Here is an 18689-nt window from a genome sequence, read left to right on the forward strand (position 1 = left end):
CTGTCCACTTGAGAGTGAGAAACGCATGCGGGCATTCCGGGTGAGGTTGCCGTCCGGCCAGCAGTATTGGACGGTACTGGATGAGGATCTGCAGGTGGTGGCCGTCGCCGATGACTTTCTGCGGCAGCAGCGGTTCGGTCGCGACGGGGCGGAGTCCACGACGAAGGCGTATGCGCATGCGATCGCGTTGTTCCTGCGGTGGTGTGCCCGCACGGGGCGGTCCTGGCAGGCCGGTATCGAACACATGGCGTTGTTCATTACCTGGCTGGCTCATGCCGGGCCGGACACCTCGAGCGCTGAGGCCTCCGGTAGCGGTGGGGTGGTGTTCGCGGGTCCTGGCGCCGCGCTGGCGCGGTCCCCGTCACGGATCAACGCGATCCTGACCGCGGTGCGGGGCTTGGTGGTGCACGCGGTCGCCGCCGGGCAGGCCTCGGCTGGTTTGGTGTCGCTGCTCTATGAGGTGGCCGACGACCGTGATCTGCCGGAGGCCGCTCGGGATGCGGAGGGGCGGATGGCGTGGCGGCTGCGAGCGCGGCATCGGTTGCGGGAGCCGGAAACCACGATCGATCGGGTCAGTGACGCCGAGATTGTCGCGCTGTTGCGGGCGTGCCGCTCGGCGCGGGACCGGCTGATCGTGTTGTTGATGGCTCGGGCAGGGCTGCGCCGTGGGGAGGTGTGCGGGCTGCGCCGCAGCGATGTCCACTTGCTGATGGATTCGCGTGCACTGGGGTGCGAGGTGTCTCGGTCGCATCTGCACGTGGTGCGCAGGGAGGACAATCCGAACGGGGCGTGGGCGAAGTCCCGCCGTCAGCGGGCGGTGCCGCTGGATTTCCTTGTCGTGCAGGCATTCGACACCTACGAGTTCGAACGCATGAGGGTGCCGCAGGCCAGGAACAGTGACCATGTGTTTGTCAATCTGTTCCGTGGCCGGCTCGGCGCGCCGATGCGTCCGGACGCGGTCGGGGAGCTGATGGCGGCGGCCTCTCGCCGGGCGGGGCTCGACGGGCCGGTCCGCGCGCACCAGTTGCGGCATGCCGCCGGCAGCAATTTCGCGGATGCCGGCGCCGGGATCGATGTGGTCGCCGACGTGTTGGGGCACGCTGCGGTCTCCTCGTCGAGTGTGTACGTGCATCCTGACCCGTCCCGCCTGCGGGCTGCGGTGGACGCGGTGCCCAGCCCGCGCGAGCAGGCGGAGGTGGGTCGGTGAGCACCGTCGTGGCGCGCGCCGTCGCGGTCGCCGAGGATGCGCGTGAGTTCCCGCACGTGTTGGGTGGGGTCAAGTTGGACGGCCCGGCGGCGCGCCTGGCCTCGATGGTGGAGCGCGACTTCCTGGATGAGGCGGGGTGGGACCCGGCGATGCGGGTGTTGTCTCCACCCGCGGAGCATCGGCTGCTGGGTAGGCGGGTCTGCCGGGCGCAGGGGTGTGAGGGCACCGCCCACAGCAGGTTCCGCGTGGTGTGTCACCGCTGTTCCACCCGGTTGACCGGGCTGGGGATGAGCGCCGAGGAGATCGCTGCTGCTGCGCAGCTGCCGGGAGAGCCTGCGCGGGCGGAGCGTTGCGCGGTGCCGGGATGCCAGTGCGTGCCGACGATGCGGCATGCGGTGTTGTGCGAACCGCACGCCAAGAAGTTCCGTGTCCGGCGGCCGCGGAGGTCGCTGGAGGAGTTCCTGGCTGATCCGCGGGTGCGACCTTTCCCGCCGATGCGGCCGTGCCAGGTGGCGGCGTGCACCCGGGCGGCGGACGGCGCGTGCGGCTACTGCAATACCCACTATCAGCGCTGGCGCGCGGCCCAGGGAAGCGACCCCGAGCTGGATCAGCGGGAGTGGCAGGCCATCGAATCGGGTGTGGCCGAGCCTGGGCAGGTGAACCTGCGAGCGCTGCCGGTTCGGGTGGCCGTGGAGGTGCTGTTCGGCATCCAGCAGCGTGTCCGTGGCGGGGCGCAGATCCCGCAGGTGAGTTTGCGGGTGCTCTGTGACACGCTGCGCCGTCAACAGGTCGGCTCGATCGAGGACGGTGAGGTTGTCCGCGATAAGCCGGTTCGGGTGTTGCTCACCGCGCTGACCCAGCATGTTCGTCGCGCGCTGGCTGACCCCGGTGTCGAGCAGGGCAAGGATGTCTGGGATTTGGCGATCTTCGGTCACCGCGGAACCCTGTCGTTCCTCGGGATCGGGCAGCCGTGGCTGCGCCGGTCCGTCAAGCGGTGGGCGGCCGAGCAACTGCCCCGCCACCGTGGCCGCGGCGCCGCCCGGGTCCGCAGCAAGGTCAACGCGCTGGGGCTGCTCTCGGAGTATCTCGGCTGCCGATCGGACCGTGGGGGCGATCCTGCCGCGCTGGGCCGCCGGGACGTCGAGGGATTCCTCAATCGGCTGGCCTACCTGGAATCCAGCGATCAGATCAGCCGCTACCGCCGGAACTGCCTCTGCCGCGACGTGCGGGCGGTCCTGGCCGGGATCCGCGCCCTGGGCCTGACCCGGCCCGGTCAGCCCGCGGCGGGGCTGCCCGGCGATTTCGCCCTCGGGCGTAGTGACATCCCGGCCGAACCCGAGCGCGGTGAGCCCGGCCGGGACCTGCCGCCGGAGATCATGGCCACGTTGTGCGCCAACCTCGCCACCCTCGAGCCCGTCGATGTCAGGGTTGCCGCCCAGCTCGGTATCGACACCGGACGCAGGCCCGAAGACATCCTCGGCCTGCCGCTGGACTGCCTGGACCGCGACAAGGACGGTGGCCCCGTATTGGTCTATGACAACCACAAGGCCGACCGGCTGGGCCGGCGTCTGCCGATCAGCCAGGCCACCGCCGCGGTGATCACCGAGCAGCAAGACCGGGTTCGGGCCCGCTTCCCCGCTATCCCACCGGCCCGGCTGGTACTGCTGCCCTCACCACGCCGTAATCCCGACGGGCGCAAGGCGATCAGCATCGACATGCTGGACAACCGCCACCGCGAATGGGTTGATGCGCTGCCGATGCTGCGCACCCGCGAGGGCGCCGAGTTCGACAAGACCAAGATCACCCCATATGCCTGGCGGCATTCTTATGCCCAGCGCCATGCCGATGCAGGGGTGCCGATCGACGTGCTGGCTGAGCTACTTGATCACCGGGACTGGGGCGCGACTCGGCGCTACTACCGCATCGGGGAAGATCGGCGCCGCGCCGCCGTTGACGCGGTCACCGCGCTCAGCTTCGACCGGCACGGCAACCGGATCTGGCGTGACGCGCAGTCCTTTTTGGACTCTGAACATGCTCGCTACGCGATCGGGGAAGTTGCCGTGCCCTACGGCACCTGCAGCGAACCATCCAACGTGCAGGCCGGGGGCGGAGCCTGCCCGGTGCGCTTCCGATGTGTTGGCTGTTCCCACTTCCGGACAACGGTTGCGCACCTGCCCGACCTACAGGCCTACCTCGACGACCTGCTGCACACCCGTGAGCGGCTGGCCGCCACCGTCGACGGGGTCGACGAGTGGGCCCGCCTCGACGCCACCCCCACGCAAGAGGAAATCACCCGGATCCGGCAGCTGATCAACCGCATCAACGGTGACCTCGCCGACCTGGACCAGACCGAGCAAGCCCGCATCCACGACGCGGTCGCGGTGGTGCGCCGTCACCGCGCCGCGCACGCCGTTGCCCTCGGCATGCCCACCGCCCGGACCGCCGCAGTCCCGGCGCCGGCTACCACCGCGGAGGCCACCGCATGACCGCCACGACGAGCCAGCCAGTCAACACCATGCCGGCAAGCAGGAGAACCCAAGCGATGCGCGACGGTCGTCACGCCGACACCGCACGTCGTCGACAACGCGTCCTGGCCGCCCTCGACCGCGCCGTCGCCGAGGGCTCCGAGCTCGGCGCATCCGCCATCGCCCGCGCCGCGGGCGTCGATCGCAGTTTTCTCTACCGACACCGTGACCTGCTGGAGAAGATCCACGCCGCCGACGCCGAGCCACCTGCCACCGACGAGGGCACCGGGCCAGCGGTCACCCGGGCCTCGCTGCAAGCCGATCTGCTCGCCGCGCACGAACGCGCCGCCCGCCTCAACACACGAGTTCAACACCTCGAGAAGCGGCTCTCCGAGGCCCTCGGGGAGCAGGCCTGGCGCGAATCCGGACTCGGCACCCCAACCGACATCGACGCCCTCCACCAGCAGATCACCCACCTCGAACAACAGGTCGTCGACCTACGCCTGCAACTCGCCGAACGCGACGAGGACCTCGAAGCCGCCCGCGCCGCCAACCGCGAACTCATGACCCGCCTCAACGCCCCCAACACCAACAGGTGAACAACCCCAGCAGCCACTTGCACCACACCTGTCGCACCAATAACATCATCACCATCAGCCTCTGAGCTGCGCAAACGCGAGGAAACGACCTCCACCACAGGGCGGACCCGCGGAGAACAACCCCGCCCGAGCCATCAGCAACACGATCAGCCAGTCCCGCGCCGACCGGCACGCCCGCAGCAGCGCGACGATCTCCTCGTCACTGGCCCGATCCACCACCGTTTCCGGCTCACGCAACCGATGCCGCGCCCGCATCCGCCACGTCATGCGGTCGTCCTCACCGCGGGCGGACTCGGGCAGGTCCCGGTCATCGGCCACCTCATACAACAGCGGCACCAGCCTCGCCGGGGCCAGCCCCACGGTCACGGAATGCGTCACGAAACCGCGCACCGCACACAACACCGCATTCACCCGCCGCGCGCCGCGCACCGGCTCCCGCCCCGGCCCGACGACCACCTCGCCACCCGGGACGGCATCAACCCCGCTGGCCTGCGCGCCAGCGTGCTGCAGCCAGGTGATGAACAGTCCCAGATGCTCCACCCCGGCATGCCAGTGCCGCCCGGTCCGGGCACACCAGCGCAGGAACAACGCGATCCCGCCGGCATACGACTTCGTGGTTAGCTCCGAGCCATCACGGCCGAACCGAACATGCCGCAAGAACACGTCCGCCTCGCCAACCACGACCAGGTCCTCATCCAGCACCGTCCAGTACCGCGCGCCGGACGGCAGCCTCACCAGGAACGCCCGCACTCTCCCCACTCCGATCTCGTGACAGGAATCGTGAACGATTACCAGCCACGAGCACCGCACCCCAGGAGAACCACCACACAACCACCACAATCACCCGAATCGGGCGACACCACACAACAGGCCGGCCACCCCAAGAGAACGGGCAACATCCCGTAGCTGACGGATCTCGACCGGTGGCACGAACGACGGACGCAGCAGCCCTTTCTCGGTCAGCTTGGCCAGCCACACCGCATCAAGCTTGTCGGTCTTCGGCCGGCCTGGCACGTTCTTGACCTCCCGGGCGTTGACCAGCTGCACATTCAACCCACGTGCCTCCAGCAGGTAGTACCAGATCCGCCAGTAGTCAGACGTGCTTTCGATGGTGATCTTCTCCACGTGCAGCTCGGCCAGATCCTCCGCCAACTCCAGGACCGCGCCCATGGTTGCCCTGACGTCGAATACCTTGCTGACCCGCCGACCCGTCCCGGACTTGCCTGGCAGGCGAACACACACCTTGCCCGACGCCTTGGCCACATCAATCGCGGCCACCCGCTCAAAGACCCGTTCGTGGTCGCCGTCGGGAATCTCCTCGACCTGTCTGCCCACAACACTTCTCCTTCAGGACCCTTTACCGAAACGGTAAGCGGGGATGCCCAGGGCCTCGGTCGGGAACCGAAATTCTGACCGGCGTGCTCGAAGCTACAGTGCGTGACCCTCCAGGTCGGCCCGCGCCAGACTAGCTAACGGGCTCAAGTCCCAGATAGATGTCGGCATCAGCGGGCACCCCCAACCCACAACGACAGACACCCCGACACACGACAACACCCGAAACCACCAAACCGTGCCCAGATCGTAACCAACTGCCCGCCGCGCCCGACCAAATTTTCACGCCAGCGAGGCGTCACCCGAAGGGACAGGGCGACTAGCTAGGAGGTCTGGTCTGGAGCGTTGATCCCTGCCATCGTCGCAGCGGTGTCCGACAGGCAGTGGATCAACGCCTCGGCGGCGGGGTTCGGCCGGCGCGTCTTTGACACCGTCAAACCGACGCTGTGGCCCACGAGGTCCAGCGGGACGGCCAGCCGCGTGATCCGGCTGTCGTCCCGGGTGATCAGGCTCGGCAGCGCGGCGATGACATCGGTGTCCAGCAATAGCTGCCGCACGGTGAGGAACGACGTGGTCTCGACGCGATTTCCCGGCAGGGGGATGCCGTGCCGGGCGAAGAACTCTTCGAGTTCGCCGCGCAGACTCGTATTCCTCCCGGGCAAGATCCACGGGTACTCGGCTAACGCCATCACCTCGATGTCGGTTCGGCCAGCCAGCGGATGCGTGGCGCGGACGACGAGCTCGATGGACTCGTCGTAGAGCTTGCGCCGCTCCCGGCGATCGTCGGACGGCGCGGTGAGCCGACCGACGATCAGGTCAATTCGACCCGCCTCCAGCTCCACCAGCAGCGCCTCGGGAGTTGCCTCCAGCACGACGACAGTAAGGCGCGGGCGCTGCCGTTTGAGCATCGCGATCGCATGCGGCAGGAGCACGTTCGAGCCAGCCAGGTGCGTACCGACCACGACCGTGCCCTGAGCGGCGTCGGCCAGCTCGACGATGTGCCTTCCCGCCTCAGAGACCTGCGCCATGATCGCCCGGGCGTGGTCTATGAACGCTTCGCCGAAAACCGTCGGTGTGATTCCTCGTGGCCCTCGTTCGAAAAGCTGGACGCCGAGGATGTCCTCCAGCTCATGCAGGCTGCGGGTAACCACCGGCTGAGTGATGTGCAGCTCGGCTGCGGCGCCGACCACGCTACTCTGCCGGGCCAGTGCGTCGAGCAGCACCAGATGACGGAATTTCAACCGTCCGTCCAAGAGTCGCGGGCTCCTCACCCACCCACCCTAACCTCTAGCCCCCTAGATGACCGCGGTGCAGGACCAGGGCCGTGAGCGTTTTTCGGTGCTATGGCACCCAAAATCACTCACGGCATGCTCCGCCGAATCCAGTACGTCATACCGCGGTCAGGGACACCGAGCCGAGAGTGCTGAACTTGGCTCCGATCTGGTCTCCCCGGTGGACGAACACGGCGTCCGTCAGCCCGCCAGTGAGCACGATCTGACCGGGCTCGATGGCCTCACCGCGTTGGGCGAGGTCGTTGGCGGCCAGTGCGAGGGCTTCGGCGGGATGCCCCTGGACGGCAGCTCCGGTGGCGGTGTCGATGACGGTCCCGTTGATGGAGAGCGCGCACGCCTCCAGCGCGAGGTCCAAGCTTTTCGGCGACACGGCCGTCGCGCTGACGACGAAGCGCGCGGAGGACGCGTTGTCGGCGACCACGTCGGCCAGGGTGAACTTGAAGTCGATGTAGCGGGAGTCGATGACCTCGAGCCCTGCATGCACGCTCTCGACGGCGTCGAGAGCGGTCGCCGCGGTCACCCCTGGGCCTTCGAGGCGCTTCCGCATGACGAACACGATCTCGGGTTCGACGCGGGGGTGGATGAACTCATCGAGGCGGAGCGGCACGTCGGCCTCGAGCCGGTAGCCGTCGGTGAGCACCGCCGTCAGTGGGGAGTCGATGCCCATGCGTTCCTGCTTGGCCCGGGAGGTGAGGCCGAGCTTGACCCCGATGACCGTCTCACCGGCGGCGATCTTCTTGTCGATGAGCTGTCGCTGCACCTGGTAGGCGGTGGGGAGGTCGAGGCCCGGCCACTCGGCGGTGATCGGGCCGCGATCCCGCCGCTGCTTCTCGGCTGCCAGCAGCACGTCCGCCGCGGTGTCGACGTCCCAGTTCTTTGCGTCCGTCATGCGCTCACCATTTCCTTCCCGGCCGAGCCGAGTTCGTCGCGCAGCGCGATCGCCACGCCGATGATCATGTCTTTGGGCCCGCCGAAGCTCCTCCGCAGCAGGGTCGACTCCGATCTGGTAGCGGACATCGAACACCGCATGGCGCTGCCGCTGAGCTGTGAACTCACGAGGGAATTCCTCTTGATGACAGGGTGCAGTTGGTTGACATCGTGACCCTGCGACCTGCAATCTTCCTATCGTGTGTGCCAGTGAGCGGGACACTTCGCGCCCCCCGCAGTCGATGATCGCGCGGGTTTCGCTGGTGTTCGGGGCTTTCCGTCCCGAGGACGAGGGACTCGGCGTCAGGGAGATCAGCCGCAGGACGGGCCTGGCCACGTCGACGGTGGCGCGCATCTTGCGTGAGCTCGTCGAGCACAAATTCCTGGAGACGACCGGCCGCGGCGTCCGAATCGGCCTGCGCTTCTTCGAACTCGGCGAGCAGGCGGCGAGGCCGCACGAGCTCCGCAGGCTCGCGCTGGCGAGCATGTCCGACCTGCGCAGCGCGACGAGGCACACCGTGCACCTCGCCGTGCTGGACGGCACCGAGGTCGTCTACGTGATCAAGCTCCGCAGCTGCGAAGCCCCGCCGCTGGGCTCACGGGTGGGCGGCAGGCTTCCCGCCCATGCGACGGGTGTCGGGAAGGCATTGCTGGCCTTCGCGGAACCCGCCGTCGTCGACCATGTGATCTCGGAAGGACTCGCACGGCTGGGCCCGGGCACCATCACCCGGCCGACGCGGCTCCGGGAGGAACTGGCTGCCATCCGGGAGTCCGGGATCGCCTACGAGACAGAGGAATCGGGCCCCGGCGTGGTGTGCGTCGCGGCTCCGATCAGGTACCGCGCGGGCAAACCGATAGCGGCTCTTTCGGTCAGCGCCCGGCTTGGTGAGGCGGACGTCGCCGCGCTCGGGCCCGCCGTTAGAACCGCGGCGATCGCGCTCGGCCGGCAGGCCGCGTGGATGCCGGGGCTCGGCGGGGCGGCGTGGGCCGAGCTGCGGTGAGTGTCACGGTTCGGACTGCAGCGGTGCGGCTCAGCTCTCCGCGCGCAGGACTCGGGACAGGCCCAGAGCCGCGGTCCGCACCGCGGGTGCGAGGTGGGCGGGCCGGAACTGTTCACGGGGGACGGCAACGGAGAGCGCCGCGACGGCAACGGACCCGGCGAACACGGGGGCCGCGATGCAACTTACACCTTGCGCTGCCTCCTGCTCTTCGTACGCCAACCCGGACACCCGGGTTTGTTCGAGGGCGGCGCGCAGGCGTACGGGGTCGGTGAGGGAGAACGGGGTCCGCTGCGGTAATGGCTGGGCGAGAAGTTCCTCAGCGACGCCGGCGTCGGAGAAAGCCAGCAGGGCTTTGCCGATGGCGGTGCAGGTCAACGGCAGGCGCCCGCCGATCCGGGACGGCAGTGACAGCGCGTCGTGGCCATGGATCCGTTCGAGGTAGACGATCTCATCGCCGTCGCGGACACCGAAATGGACGGTCTGCCGAGTGCTTTCGAATAGATCCTGCAGGAAGGGCAGCGCGGTTTCCCGGAGGTCCTGCCGACGAGGGACGAGGGAGCCGAGTTCGAACAGCTTGCCGCCGAGGCGGTAACACTCGCCGGTGCGCTCGAGGAATCCCAGCCTCACGAGCTCGCTGGCGAGGCGGAAGGTCGTGGTTTTCGTCAGACCTGTTCGAGCCGTGAGTTCCGTGAGACGGTACGCATCGCGGTCTGGCCGGAAGGAATCGAGAATCTTAGCCGCCTTGTCGAGCATGTTGCCCTCATTATTGTTCCGTGACATGGAACATATTTTGGCACATCCGTAGGCATTGACCTATACCAAGGGCACGCTGCCGAGCACGCGCTTTCGGCGCGATGGCTCGAACAACAAGACCGGAGGTCTTCGCATGCCGTCACCTCGCCACGAGGAGGCCACGACTGGTGCGGTCTCCACAGCCGTGCACCGGGCCGCGGATCTGCTGCTGGCCGCCACCAACTCAGGGCAGCCATGTCCGCCCGTCCGTGAACTGTTCGCCGACGGCGACATCGAGGCGGCGTATGCCGTGCAGCGGCTGACCACCGAGCGGGCCGTGGCCGCAGGCCACCGGCTGGTGGGCCGCAAGATCGGCCTGACCTCGCTGGCGGTGCAGCGGCAGCTCGGGGTCGACCAGCCTGACTTCGGGGCGCTGCTGTCCCACATGGCCGTGCCGCACGCCGGCCTCGTGCCGGCCGGACGGTTGCTGCAGCCACGGGTGGAGGCCGAGGTCGCGCTCGTCCTCCGCGCCGATCTGCCGGATCCTGGGTGCACGGTGGAGGACGTGGTGGCGGCCACCGAATTCGCCGTGCCCGCGTTGGAGATCGTGGACAGCCGGATCGACGGCTGGGACATTTCGATCGTCGACACCATCGCGGACAACGCCTCCTCGGGCCTGTTCGTACTCGGCGAGGAACGGGTAACGCCGGGCCAGGTGGATCTGAGTTCGGTTCGGATGACGTTGTCGCGCAACGACGAGCCGGTGTCAGCAGGCAGCGGCGCCGACTGCCTGGGTGGACCTCTCAACGCGTCCGTGTGGCTGGCCTCGACACTGGCCCGGATGGGGGATCCGCTGCGTGCTGGCGACATCGTCCTGACCGGTGCGCTGGGGCCGATGGTCACCGCCGAGGCGGGCGATGTGTTCGCTACAGAAATCTCGGGCCTGGGGACGGCGCGGATTCGTTTCGGCACGGAAGGAGAGCGCGCGTGAGTGCTCGCACGAAGGTGGCCGTCGTGGGATCAGGCAACATCGGCACCGATCTGATGATCAAAATGATCCGTTTGTCCGATCAGTTGGAGATCGCCGCGATGGCCGGCATCGATCCGGACTCCGACGGCCTGGCCCGGGCTCGTCGGCTGAAGGTGGCCACGACACACGAGGGCATCGACGGTCTGGTGCGGCTGGACGAGTTCGCCGAGGTCGAGTACGTCTTCGACGCAACCTCGGCCGGCGCGCACCAGCGCCATGACGAGGTGCTACGCGGCCTTGGGCGAACGGTCATCGACCTGACGCCCGCGGCGATCGGGCCGTATGTCGTGCCGCCGGTCAACCTGGATGAGCACCTCGGCGCCCCCAACGTGAACATGGTGACCTGCGGCGGCCAGGCGACCATCCCGATCGTCGCCGCCGTCGCCGCGGTCGCTCCCGTGCACTATGGCGAGATCATCGCGTCGATGTCCGCGCGGTCGGCAGGGCCCGGTACCCGCGCGAACATCGACGAGTTCACCGAGACGACCGCCGCAGCGATCGAGAAGGTCGGCGGCGCCGCACGCGGCAAGGCGATCATCGTTCTCAACCCCGCCGAACCCCCTCTGATCATGCGCGATACGGTGCACTGCCTGGTCTCTGGTGCCGATACCGAGGCGATCACGGCGTCCGTCGAGGCGATGGTGGGCCGGGTCCAGGCCTACGTTCCCGGCTACCGGCTCAAGCAGAAGGTGCAGTTCGAGGCCATCGCCGCCGACGACCCGCTCGGTGCCGTGTTAACGACGGAGGGCGCGCGGGATCCGGTGAAGGTGTCGGTCTTCCTCGAAGTAGAAGGAGCGGCTCACTACCTGCCCGCCTACGCCGGAAATCTCGACATCATGACCTCCGCGGCGCTGCGCACGGCCGAACGCATCGCGGTTCACCGGCGTGGAAAGGAGACCACTCGATGAGCAGGTTGTACATCCAGGACGTGACCTTGCGGGACGGAATGCACGCCGTCCGCCACCGCTACACCCTCGAACAGACCCGCGCGATCGCTGCCGCTCTGGATTCCGCTGGTGTGGCCGCAATCGAGATCGCGCACGGGGACGGGTTGTCCGGTTCGAGCATCACGTACGGGATCGGGGCGCACACGGACTGGGACTGGATCGAAGCGGTCTGCGACGCGACGGATCGAGCGGTGCCCACCACGCTGCTGTTGCCCGGCATCGGCACACTCGGCGACCTGCGCCAGGCTCACTCCCTCGGTATCCGCTCGGTGCGCATCGCCACCCACTGCACCGAAGCCGACATCGCCGCACAGCACATCCAGGCCGCGCGCGAGATGGGCATGGACGTCGCCGGGTTCCTGATGATGGCGCACATGGCGCAGCCGGCCGAACTGGCCGGCCAGGCCAAACTCATGGAATCCTACGGTGCCCGCTGCGTCTATGTCACGGACTCCGGTGGTCGGCTGACCATGGACGGGGTACGGGACCGCATCCGCGCCTATCGCGACGTCCTCGAGCCTGGCACCGAGATCGGTATCCACGCCCATCACAACCTCGCACTCGGCGTGGCCAACAGCGTGGTCGCGGTGGAGAACGGCGCAATCCGCGTGGACGCCTCCTTGGCCGGGCAGGGCGCCGGTGCCGGCAACTGCCCCCTGGAAGCCTTCGTCGCGGTGGCCGACCTCATGGGCCTGGAACACGGCTGCGACCTGTTCCCCCTGATGGACGCCGCAGATGACCTCGTGCGCCCATTGCAGGACCGCGAGGTCCGCGTGGACCGGGAAACCCTCAGCCTTGGCTACGCTGGCGTCTACTCGAGCTTCCTCCGTCACGCCGAGGCCGCCGCCACACGCTACGGCCTGGATACACGCGCGATTCTCGTGGAAGTCGGCCGGCGCGGCATGGTCGGCGGACAGGAGGACATGATCACCGATATCGCGCTCGACCTCGCGGCCCGCGCCGAAACGTGATCCCCGCGGGCGGCCAGTGGCGGCCGGATGCTGCTGCGAGCCCCCACCCTGTTGCGCCTGCAGGCATTCGGCAGCGGTCAGGGCATCTGCAGGTACGCCGGCTCTGATGGCCGTGGTGGCTAGTTGATGAGCAGGCATCGGTCCCATCCGGATGTGGTGTTGAAGGCGTGGTTGTCGGTGGCCGCGCTGAGGGCCAGGGCGATGCCTGCGGCTTGTCAGCTGCCACGAGCTAGGGACCACCCGATGGGGTTTCTTGCCACGGTGGGTCATGGGGCCACCTGGTTGCCACTAATGGGACCACCTGGCGTGTCGTTCCGGGAGATCTCGTGAGTGTCCACATTGGATCGAGTCAAGTTGATCGGCTTGGAGGTCCAGTGGGATGGCGTACCGGGAGGTTGATGTGATCGAGGCGCGGGAGATCTTGCGTGCCTGGCTGGCCGGGAAGGGGCTGCGGAGGGTAGCCGAGCAGGCGGGGGTGGATCGTAAGACCGCCCGCCGCTACATGGAGGCGGCCGTGGCGGCGGGCCTGGTCCGCGAGGCCGGCGAGGGGCAGCTGACCGATGAGCTGCTCGGTCAGGTGGTGGCGGCGGTGCGCCCGGCGCGCCCGACCGGACATGGCTCGGCGTGGGAGGCGTTGGAGGCGCAGCGCGACCGGATCGCGGCGTGGGTCGGCCAGGGCCTGACCGTGGTCAAGATCGAGGAGCTGCTGGTCCGGCAGGGGGTGCGGGTGCCGTATCGGACGTTGCACCGGTTCTGCCTGGAACGCACCGACTATCGCGGCCGCGCCGCGCGGGAGACGGTGCGGGTGGCCGACGGCACGCCCGGCGAGGAGTGCCAGATCGACCGCCCGGATGGGCCTGCTCTACGATCCCTCGGCGGGTCGGCGGCGGGTGGTGCACGCGCTGATCTTCACTGCGGTGTTCTCCCGACACATGTTCGTGTGGCTGACCTTCACCCAGACCCTGGAGGCGATCATCGCTGGGTGTGAGGCGGCGTGGCGGTCCTTCGGTGGAGTCTTCGCCATCCTGATCCCGGACAATGCCTCGGCGATCGTGACCAAGGCGGATGCACTCAACCCGCGGTTCACCGTGGGCTGGTTGGAGTATGCGCAGGCCAGGGGCTTCGCCACGGACCCGGCCCGGGTCCGCTCGCCGCAGGACAAGCCGCGGGTAGAGGGGTGGTGCAGTACGTGCGCGGCAACTTCTTCGCCGGCGAGGAGTTCCTCGACCTGGCCGACGCGCAGGCCCGCGCCGAGACCTGGTGCCGGGACAAGGCCGGTCAGCGGGTCCACGGCACGATCCAGGCCCGCCCGGTCGAGGTGTTCGCCGCCCACGAGGCCGCCGCGCTGCTGCCCGAACCGCAGGCCCCGTATGAGGTGCCGCTCTATGTGGAGGTGACCGTGCACCGCGACTACCACGTGCAGGTCGGTAAGGCGCTGTATTCGGCCCCGAAGGCCTACCTCGGCCAGCGGGTGCAGGTTCGGGCGGACGCCGAGCTGGTCAAGCTGTTCTGTCACGGTCAGTTGATCAAGACCCACCCCCGGCAGCGGCCGGGCGGCCGCAGCACCGACCCGGACGATCTCCCCGCGGACAAGGCCGGATACGCGATGCGGGACCTGCAGCGGCTGATCCGCGCGGCCGCCGCGCACGGGGACAACGTGGGCATCTACGCCGACCGGCTGCTGGATGACAAGCTGCCCTGGATGGACCCGGATGCGGCAGGTCTACCGGCTGCTCGGCCTGGCCAAACGCTACGGCAGCGGCTCGACCGACACCGCCTGCGGCCGGGCGCTGGAGTTCGATGTGGTGTCCGTGTCCAAGATCGCCTCGATGCTCGAGCGCGCGACGGAGAACACCCCGCAACCCGCGCCCCGGGCCGCGCGGGCCGCCGTCCCGGCCCGCTTCGCCCGCGACCCGCAGGAGTTCCGGCGCGTCAAGCCGTACTGGATGAAGGTCATCGACGGCGGAGCGGGGGCCCAATCATGAGTACCACGGTGGTGACCGATCCGGTCTCGCCCGAGCTCAAGCAGGTGCTGCGGCAGCTCAAGCTCGCCAAAATGCTCGACACGCTGCGCGAGCGGATCGTGCTGGCCAAACAGCAGCACCTCACCCACGCGGCGTTCCTCGAGCTCGTGCTGGCCGACGAGGCCACCCGCCGAGACACCCAATCCGCGCAGCTACGGGCCCGCAAAGCCGGGCTCGACCCCGGCATGCGGCTGGAAACCTGGGACGAGACCGCGACAGTGCGCTACGACCGTGCCCTCTGGACCGAGCTGACCAGCCTGCGGTTCCTCGACGGCCCCGACGGAGCCTGCCTGCTCGGACCGGAAGTTATCTGCGGTTCGATCTTTAAATTGCGGTGTCTGCGCAGGTCAGGTTGTTGTTGCGATTGATAGATCGTTGGTGGGTTGCCAGCCTCGTCGGGTGAGCTCGCGGCGCAGGTCGAGGTTTCGCCGTGGGCTTGTTCCAGGGCGTCGCGGAGCGCTTGGACTTCGGCGCGGTGCTGTTTCTTGAGGCGTTCGATCTGGGTGGTGAGGGCGAGCAGCAGGTTGTTGTCGGTGTCGCTGGTGTCGGAAGGTTGCGGTTGGGGCCGGTGGCGGGCGCGTAGGTGCTCGATGCGGCTGCGGAGCTGGGGATGGTTGTAGAGAAACGCGTGAGAGACATCGGCGGCGCGGGCGACGGCTTGGAACGTGATCGGCTCGCCACGTTTGATCAGGTCGCGGATGGCCTGCTCGGCGGCGGTGGTCTTGGCCTGAGACTTGGCCTTGGCCGCAGAGGTCAGCACCGCGATTCGTTCGGTGCGCCTGTTGCTCACCGTGGGGTTCCTGGACGCTGCAGGGTGATGGGGACGGGACCGGTGGTGGGCGTGGTGGGACAGCCGGCGCCTTGACAGGCCCGGCCGGGTTTGTCGTTGAGCGCCGCCAGCAGGCGCTGGAGCGCTTCCCGCTCGGCCTGGCGTTGGGCGAGCCAGACGTTGTCGTCGGGCATGGGCCGGCCGTGCCGCTCGAGGCAGGCGGCGGTGGTTCGTTGGATCAATGCCTCGGTTTCCTCCAGTTGCTGGGCCAGGGTCTGGGCGTGCGTGTTGTCGGTGACGAAGACCGCGCAGGTCAGGCAAGCGTTTCTCTTGTCACAGCTCTGGAGCGGTGGCAGTAGGCACCAGCCGTGCGGCAGGAAGCGGTCGGCGCGGTCGAACAGGTGCAGCCGGTCGTGGTCGTCGCGGGAGAACACCACGGTGGTGCCGTCGGCTTTGAGTTTGCGGGTGGCCTACGCCTGCCCGGCGTGTTCCTCGCGGTGCGCGATGTAGTGCATCGACATGGACGGGGTGGCGTGCCCGGCATAGCGCTGCAGGACGTGGATGGGCAGGCCGAGCTCGGCCAGACGGGTCAGCTTGGTGTGCCGGAACCGGTGGGTATGGCTGAGTTGGACGAGGCGTCCCTTGCCGTCGGTGATCCGCACCAGATCGCTGAACTCGCGCAGCCGCCAGTTGTAGGTCCCCGATGGGTAGGGCTTGACGCCGGACCGGTTGCCCAGCAACTGGACGAACAACTGCGTCGGCCGGACATCGGGGAGCCGTTGGCGGACCCAGCGCTGCTGTTCTTCGATGATCGCCACGACTTCGGCGTCGACGAGGATGGTGTCGGGTGCGATGTCGATTTTGCTTTGGGCGTAGCGGGAACGGGCGATCTCCTCGCCCTCGGCGGCCTCGACGGCGCGATCAGTGGTGCGGACAGGCAGTCGAAGTCGCAGAGACGGATCTCACTGGAGCGGCGGGCGGTGAGGATCTGCAGCAGGATCATGCGCATGGCCTGCGGGTCGTTCATGCCGGTGGCCGTGACCGTCTCGCCGTCGCTGCGGATGATGGGCATCTGCCGGTCTTTGGACAGGCCGAGCAGCGGGAGCGCGGCGGTGATCTGGCCCAGCGCCTGGTCGTCGACGTAGTGCTCATCGTCGAGCAGGCGTTCATGCGGGATCCGGGAGACCTGCCGGAACCAACTGGCCGCGTGAGTGGCGGTGACCCGCACCCAGGGTTCGGCCAGGCTCCCCAGGACGCGGCGGGCTTCGCCGGAGTTGGCGGCCATGAACTCGAACAGTTCGCCGACCGCCCGCACGTCGTCGTTGAGCTGCCGGGCCGCGACCTTGGCCACTATCCGGCGCTGCTTGGTGTGGTCGCTGCGATTGGCAGGGTCGGCGTCCCACCGGCGAAACGCCGCCGCCTGACCCGCGGCCGCGGCCGGGTCGCCCAGGACATCCAGTGGGTTGTCGAAGGCGACCTGCAGCCACCGGTCGAAGCGGTGCAGGCAGCGCAGCCGTTCCTGGCTGACCGTGGTCCAGCGCAACGTGCCGGCCTCCAGCATCGTGCCCAGGCACCACTTGACCGCTTCGCGCAGCCAGCGGTGGGTGATCAGCGTCGGGGAACAGCCATAGTGCGCCATCGGCTCGCGTTCGGACAGCGGGATCCGGGGATCGCAGCGGGGATGCCAGTAGTCCAGCTCCCACCAGTACCCGTCATGGCAGGCCGCGATCAGCGCAGTCCGCGCGAACCCGAAGACCACCCGCAGCCGCGCCCGCACCCCTTTGGACGGGAACCGTCCCCAGCGGGTGGTGTAAAACCAAGTCTGCAGCGCCGAAGCGGTCTCCCAATCCATCTGCCGGATCGAGGGCGGGAACAGGTGATCGTCGCGGATGGCTCGGCGCAAGACGTTGGCCAGCTGGCTCAGCGCCAGCACCGAGGCGCGAGTGCCGTCGGTGGCTTGCCAGTGCGCCATCCAGGCCATCTCGGCCTGAATGAGCTCAGGCAGCCCCGTCAGGTTAAGTTTGTAGTCGATGTTCTCGGTGATGTTCTCCCAGCCCTGGATGCCGGGACCGATCACCGGGCCACGCCAGAACTCCGGCAGGGCCCGCCAAAGCCGCCAGACAGGGTCCTCGTCACCGGTCAGACGCAGCTGGCGGGGGCGGTCACCGGCCATCGTCCACCTGCCAGGCCGAGATGTAGGTCTTCCAGTTCGCAGCGGCCCGCAACGCTTCGTCCTCCCGGACCCAGCCATAGAGGTCCAATGTGGTCTGAACGTGGACGTGGCAGAGTCGGCGAGCGACCACCCACTCCGGTGTCCCAGCCGGCAGCAGCGCGGTGGCGTGCGAGTGCCGGAACCAATGCGGTGACCAGCCGTCCGGGCCGATTCCCTTGCGCCGCAAGGCGTTCACCTTGTCCCGGACCGTGCCCTCCCGCAACGGTGCCAGCAGCGGCGGCCGGGACAGGTTCACCAACAAGGAACTGTCGACGGCCAGCGGCAGCCCGAGTTCGCTGGCGCGGCAGGCCAGCAGGGTCAGGTAGTCGGCGAACAGCCGCTCCAGGTCGGCGCCGACATAGACCCGCCGGGGCCGCATCATCTTCACCCGCGCCTCATTCGGGTTGTCCTCCCGCGGCACCACCTCGACATACGGGGTTTCGCCGCGACCCATCACGAAATCACTGACCCACATGCCCAACACCTCCCCCAACCGGCAGCCAGTCTCAGCAAGAAGAGAGAACAGCAGCCGGTCCCGCAGGTTCCCCACCCAGTCCCCAGCCGTGGTGTCCGCGATGGCACAGCCATCCAGGATCGCCTGGATCTGCGCCGGCAGAAGCACCGGCGGCCGGTCCTGGCGTCGCGACGACCGGCGCACCCGCACCAGTGAGGACGGCTTCGGTGCTTCACGAGCATCCAGGTGAGCGAGAAGACCCCGGGCCGGCCGACGGCGCGGGGCACCCCGTAGCAGACGCTCCGCGACGGGCACGTCGTGGACCGCGTGCTGCCATCGGTAGAAAGAGATCAGCGCCGCCAGCCGCGCCTCCAACGTTTCGGCCGACGGCGGCTCGACTGGCGCGGCGATCGCGTGCTCGACGGTGCGGCCGTTGCGCAACCAGGACAGGAACCCCGCCACCGCCGGAACCCCCACCGCACTCCAGCCGTTGGCCTCGCCGCGCTGCTCCAGAAACGTCCACCACTGGGCCAGCGACGTGGCATAACCGCGCACCGTGTTCGGCGACCACAGGTGCCGATGCGCCTCCAACCACTCCTCGACCGGCCCGACCGTGCGATACGACGCATCGATCACCGTCCACGTGCGACTCCCACCAGCCGGTCGCACCGCAAGACCACACGCCATGCCCGTTCCTTCTCGTTGTTGCATTCCCCCTGATAACCAG

The 18689-nt window shown here is 68.4% G+C and carries 19 protein-coding genes and 2 pseudogenes; 10 read left to right on the forward strand and 11 right to left on the reverse strand.

The genetic code is table 11. The features are described from left to right. The first annotated feature begins 25 nt into the window (after nt 1-25). Genes ACRXBZ_RS38680 through ACRXBZ_RS38690 form a run of 3 tightly spaced genes read left to right on the forward strand, consistent with a single transcriptional unit; the run spans nt 26 to nt 4271 of the window. Complete coding sequence (locus ACRXBZ_RS38680) at nt 26-1207, forward strand: tyrosine-type recombinase/integrase (protein WP_433883305.1); 1182 nt, start codon at nt 26-28, stop codon at nt 1205-1207. Continuing rightward, nucleotides 1204-3693: a tyrosine-type recombinase/integrase gene (locus ACRXBZ_RS38685; protein WP_433882207.1), complete on the forward strand. Its 2490-nt coding sequence runs from the start codon at nt 1204-1206 to the stop codon at nt 3691-3693. The genes ACRXBZ_RS38680 and ACRXBZ_RS38685 overlap by 4 nt, the downstream gene beginning before the upstream one ends. Further along, nucleotides 3690-4271: a hypothetical protein gene (locus tag ACRXBZ_RS38690; RefSeq protein ID WP_433882206.1), complete on the forward strand. Its 582-nt coding sequence runs from the start codon at nt 3690-3692 to the stop codon at nt 4269-4271. Before ACRXBZ_RS38685 ends, ACRXBZ_RS38690 begins: the two co-directional genes overlap by 4 nt. A 54-nt stretch (nt 4272-4325) precedes the next feature. Here the strand turns inward: ACRXBZ_RS38690 and ACRXBZ_RS38695 are convergent, their stop codons facing one another. The 5 genes and pseudogenes from ACRXBZ_RS38695 to ACRXBZ_RS38715 all read right to left on the reverse strand — a co-directional run bounded on the left by ACRXBZ_RS38695 (nt 4326) and on the right by ACRXBZ_RS38715 (nt 7951). Then, nucleotides 4326-5030 (reverse strand): hypothetical protein, encoded by a 705-nt coding sequence (locus ACRXBZ_RS38695; RefSeq protein ID WP_433883306.1) that lies wholly within the window; start codon nt 5028-5030, stop codon nt 4326-4328. Between the two features lie 129 nt (nt 5031-5159). After that, nucleotides 5160-5606: pseudogene (locus ACRXBZ_RS38700) on the reverse strand (IS110 family transposase); the annotation flags it as partial. 320 nt (nt 5607-5926) lie between these two features. Next, nucleotides 5927-6856 carry a LysR substrate-binding domain-containing protein gene (locus ACRXBZ_RS38705; protein WP_433883307.1) on the reverse strand — a complete coding sequence of 310 codons (930 nt, stop codon included), beginning with the start codon at nt 6854-6856 and terminating at the stop codon, nt 5927-5929. A gap of 136 nt (nt 6857-6992) precedes the next feature. Then, entirely contained in the window at nt 6993-7784 is a 792-nt protein-coding gene (locus ACRXBZ_RS38710; protein WP_433883308.1) for a 2-keto-4-pentenoate hydratase, read from the reverse strand. Beyond that, nucleotides 7781-7951 (reverse strand): hypothetical protein, encoded by a 171-nt coding sequence (locus tag ACRXBZ_RS38715; RefSeq protein ID WP_433883309.1) that lies wholly within the window; start codon nt 7949-7951, stop codon nt 7781-7783. The genes ACRXBZ_RS38710 and ACRXBZ_RS38715 overlap by 4 nt, the downstream gene beginning before the upstream one ends. A 113-nt stretch (nt 7952-8064) precedes the next feature. Between ACRXBZ_RS38715 and ACRXBZ_RS38720 the strand changes: the two genes are divergently transcribed. Further along, nucleotides 8065-8823 (forward strand): IclR family transcriptional regulator, encoded by a 759-nt coding sequence (locus ACRXBZ_RS38720; protein ID WP_433883310.1) that lies wholly within the window; start codon nt 8065-8067, stop codon nt 8821-8823. Nucleotides 8824-8853: 30 nt separating this feature from the next. On the opposite strand, the gene ACRXBZ_RS38725 is transcribed toward ACRXBZ_RS38720, so the two are convergent. Beyond that, nucleotides 8854-9576 carry an IclR family transcriptional regulator gene (locus tag ACRXBZ_RS38725; RefSeq protein WP_433883311.1) on the reverse strand — a complete coding sequence of 241 codons (723 nt, stop codon included), beginning with the start codon at nt 9574-9576 and terminating at the stop codon, nt 8854-8856. A 133-nt stretch (nt 9577-9709) separates the two neighbouring features. Here ACRXBZ_RS38725 and ACRXBZ_RS38730 point away from each other — a divergent pair, with 133 nt between their 5' ends. The 6 genes from ACRXBZ_RS38730 (at nt 9710) to ACRXBZ_RS38755 (ending at nt 15110) form a co-directional block, all read left to right on the forward strand. After that, a complete protein-coding gene (locus ACRXBZ_RS38730; protein WP_433883312.1) occupies nt 9710-10546 on the forward strand; it encodes a 2-keto-4-pentenoate hydratase in 837 nt (278 codons plus the stop codon). Beyond that, a complete protein-coding gene (locus tag ACRXBZ_RS38735; protein ID WP_433883313.1) occupies nt 10543-11493 on the forward strand; it encodes an acetaldehyde dehydrogenase (acetylating) in 951 nt (316 codons plus the stop codon). The genes ACRXBZ_RS38730 and ACRXBZ_RS38735 overlap by 4 nt, the downstream gene beginning before the upstream one ends. Continuing rightward, nucleotides 11490-12503 (forward strand): 4-hydroxy-2-oxovalerate aldolase, encoded by a 1014-nt coding sequence (gene dmpG, locus ACRXBZ_RS38740; protein WP_433883314.1) that lies wholly within the window; start codon nt 11490-11492, stop codon nt 12501-12503. Before ACRXBZ_RS38735 ends, dmpG begins: the two co-directional genes overlap by 4 nt. A gap of 379 nt (nt 12504-12882) precedes the next feature. Next, nucleotides 12883-13491, forward strand: a complete 609-nt coding sequence (locus tag ACRXBZ_RS38745) for a hypothetical protein (protein ID WP_433883315.1) — start codon at nt 12883-12885, stop codon at nt 13489-13491. Between the two features lie 189 nt (nt 13492-13680). Continuing rightward, the gene (locus tag ACRXBZ_RS38750; protein WP_433883316.1) at nt 13681-14895 is read left to right on the forward strand and encodes a Mu transposase domain-containing protein; all 1215 of its coding nucleotides are present in this window, start codon (nt 13681-13683) and stop codon (nt 14893-14895) included. Between the two features lie 62 nt (nt 14896-14957). Continuing rightward, entirely contained in the window at nt 14958-15110 is a 153-nt protein-coding gene (locus ACRXBZ_RS38755) for a hypothetical protein (RefSeq protein WP_433884179.1), read from the forward strand. Here ACRXBZ_RS38755 and ACRXBZ_RS38760 read toward each other — a convergent pair. The 5 genes and pseudogenes from ACRXBZ_RS38760 to ACRXBZ_RS38780 all read right to left on the reverse strand — a co-directional run. Next, a pseudogene (locus ACRXBZ_RS38760) lies at nt 15063-15317 on the reverse strand (DUF6262 family protein); the annotation flags it as partial. The gene ACRXBZ_RS38755 and the pseudogene ACRXBZ_RS38760 sit on opposite strands and share 48 nt — an antisense overlap. Then, nucleotides 15314-15733 (reverse strand): hypothetical protein, encoded by a 420-nt coding sequence (locus tag ACRXBZ_RS38765; RefSeq protein ID WP_433883317.1) that lies wholly within the window; start codon nt 15731-15733, stop codon nt 15314-15316. The pseudogene ACRXBZ_RS38760 and the gene ACRXBZ_RS38765, both read right to left, overlap by 4 nt. A 33-nt stretch (nt 15734-15766) precedes the next feature. Beyond that, nucleotides 15767-15958, reverse strand: a complete 192-nt coding sequence (locus ACRXBZ_RS38770) for a tyrosine-type recombinase/integrase (protein WP_433883318.1) — start codon at nt 15956-15958, stop codon at nt 15767-15769. Next, nucleotides 15886-17469: a site-specific integrase gene (locus tag ACRXBZ_RS38775; protein WP_433883319.1), complete on the reverse strand. Its 1584-nt coding sequence runs from the start codon at nt 17467-17469 to the stop codon at nt 15886-15888. Before ACRXBZ_RS38775 ends, ACRXBZ_RS38770 begins: the two co-directional genes overlap by 73 nt. Then, entirely contained in the window at nt 17459-18649 is a 1191-nt protein-coding gene (locus ACRXBZ_RS38780; protein WP_433883320.1) for a tyrosine-type recombinase/integrase, read from the reverse strand. The genes ACRXBZ_RS38775 and ACRXBZ_RS38780 overlap by 11 nt, the downstream gene beginning before the upstream one ends. Between the last annotated feature and the right edge of the window lie 40 nt (nt 18650-18689).

Source organism: Saccharopolyspora hattusasensis (genome assembly GCF_050972075.1).
Classification (GTDB): domain Bacteria; phylum Actinomycetota; class Actinomycetes; order Mycobacteriales; family Pseudonocardiaceae; genus Saccharopolyspora; species Saccharopolyspora hattusasensis.

What these genes read in the sequence shown, in the direction of transcription:
- ACRXBZ_RS38720 (WP_433883310.1), top strand. Translation starts at nt 8,065, where the DNA reads ATGATCGCGCGGGTTTCGCTGGTGTTCGGGGCTTTCCGTCCCGAGGAC.
- ACRXBZ_RS38745 (WP_433883315.1), top strand. Translation starts at nt 12,883, where the DNA reads ATGGCGTACCGGGAGGTTGATGTGATCGAGGCGCGGGAGATCTTGCGT.
- dmpG (WP_433883314.1), top strand. Translation starts at nt 11,490, where the DNA reads ATGAGCAGGTTGTACATCCAGGACGTGACCTTGCGGGACGGAATGCAC.
- ACRXBZ_RS38690 (WP_433882206.1), top strand. Translation starts at nt 3,690, where the DNA reads ATGACCGCCACGACGAGCCAGCCAGTCAACACCATGCCGGCAAGCAGG.
- ACRXBZ_RS38775 (WP_433883319.1), bottom strand. Translation starts at nt 17,469, where the DNA reads ATGGCCGGTGACCGCCCCCGCCAGCTGCGTCTGACCGGTGACGAGGAC.
- ACRXBZ_RS38710 (WP_433883308.1), bottom strand. Translation starts at nt 7,784, where the DNA reads ATGACGGACGCAAAGAACTGGGACGTCGACACCGCGGCGGACGTGCTG.
- ACRXBZ_RS38730 (WP_433883312.1), top strand. Translation starts at nt 9,710, where the DNA reads ATGCCGTCACCTCGCCACGAGGAGGCCACGACTGGTGCGGTCTCCACA.
- ACRXBZ_RS38725 (WP_433883311.1), bottom strand. Translation starts at nt 9,576, where the DNA reads ATGCTCGACAAGGCGGCTAAGATTCTCGATTCCTTCCGGCCAGACCGC.
- ACRXBZ_RS38680 (WP_433883305.1), top strand. Translation starts at nt 26, where the DNA reads ATGCGGGCATTCCGGGTGAGGTTGCCGTCCGGCCAGCAGTATTGGACG.
- ACRXBZ_RS38780 (WP_433883320.1), bottom strand. Translation starts at nt 18,649, where the DNA reads ATGGCGTGTGGTCTTGCGGTGCGACCGGCTGGTGGGAGTCGCACGTGG.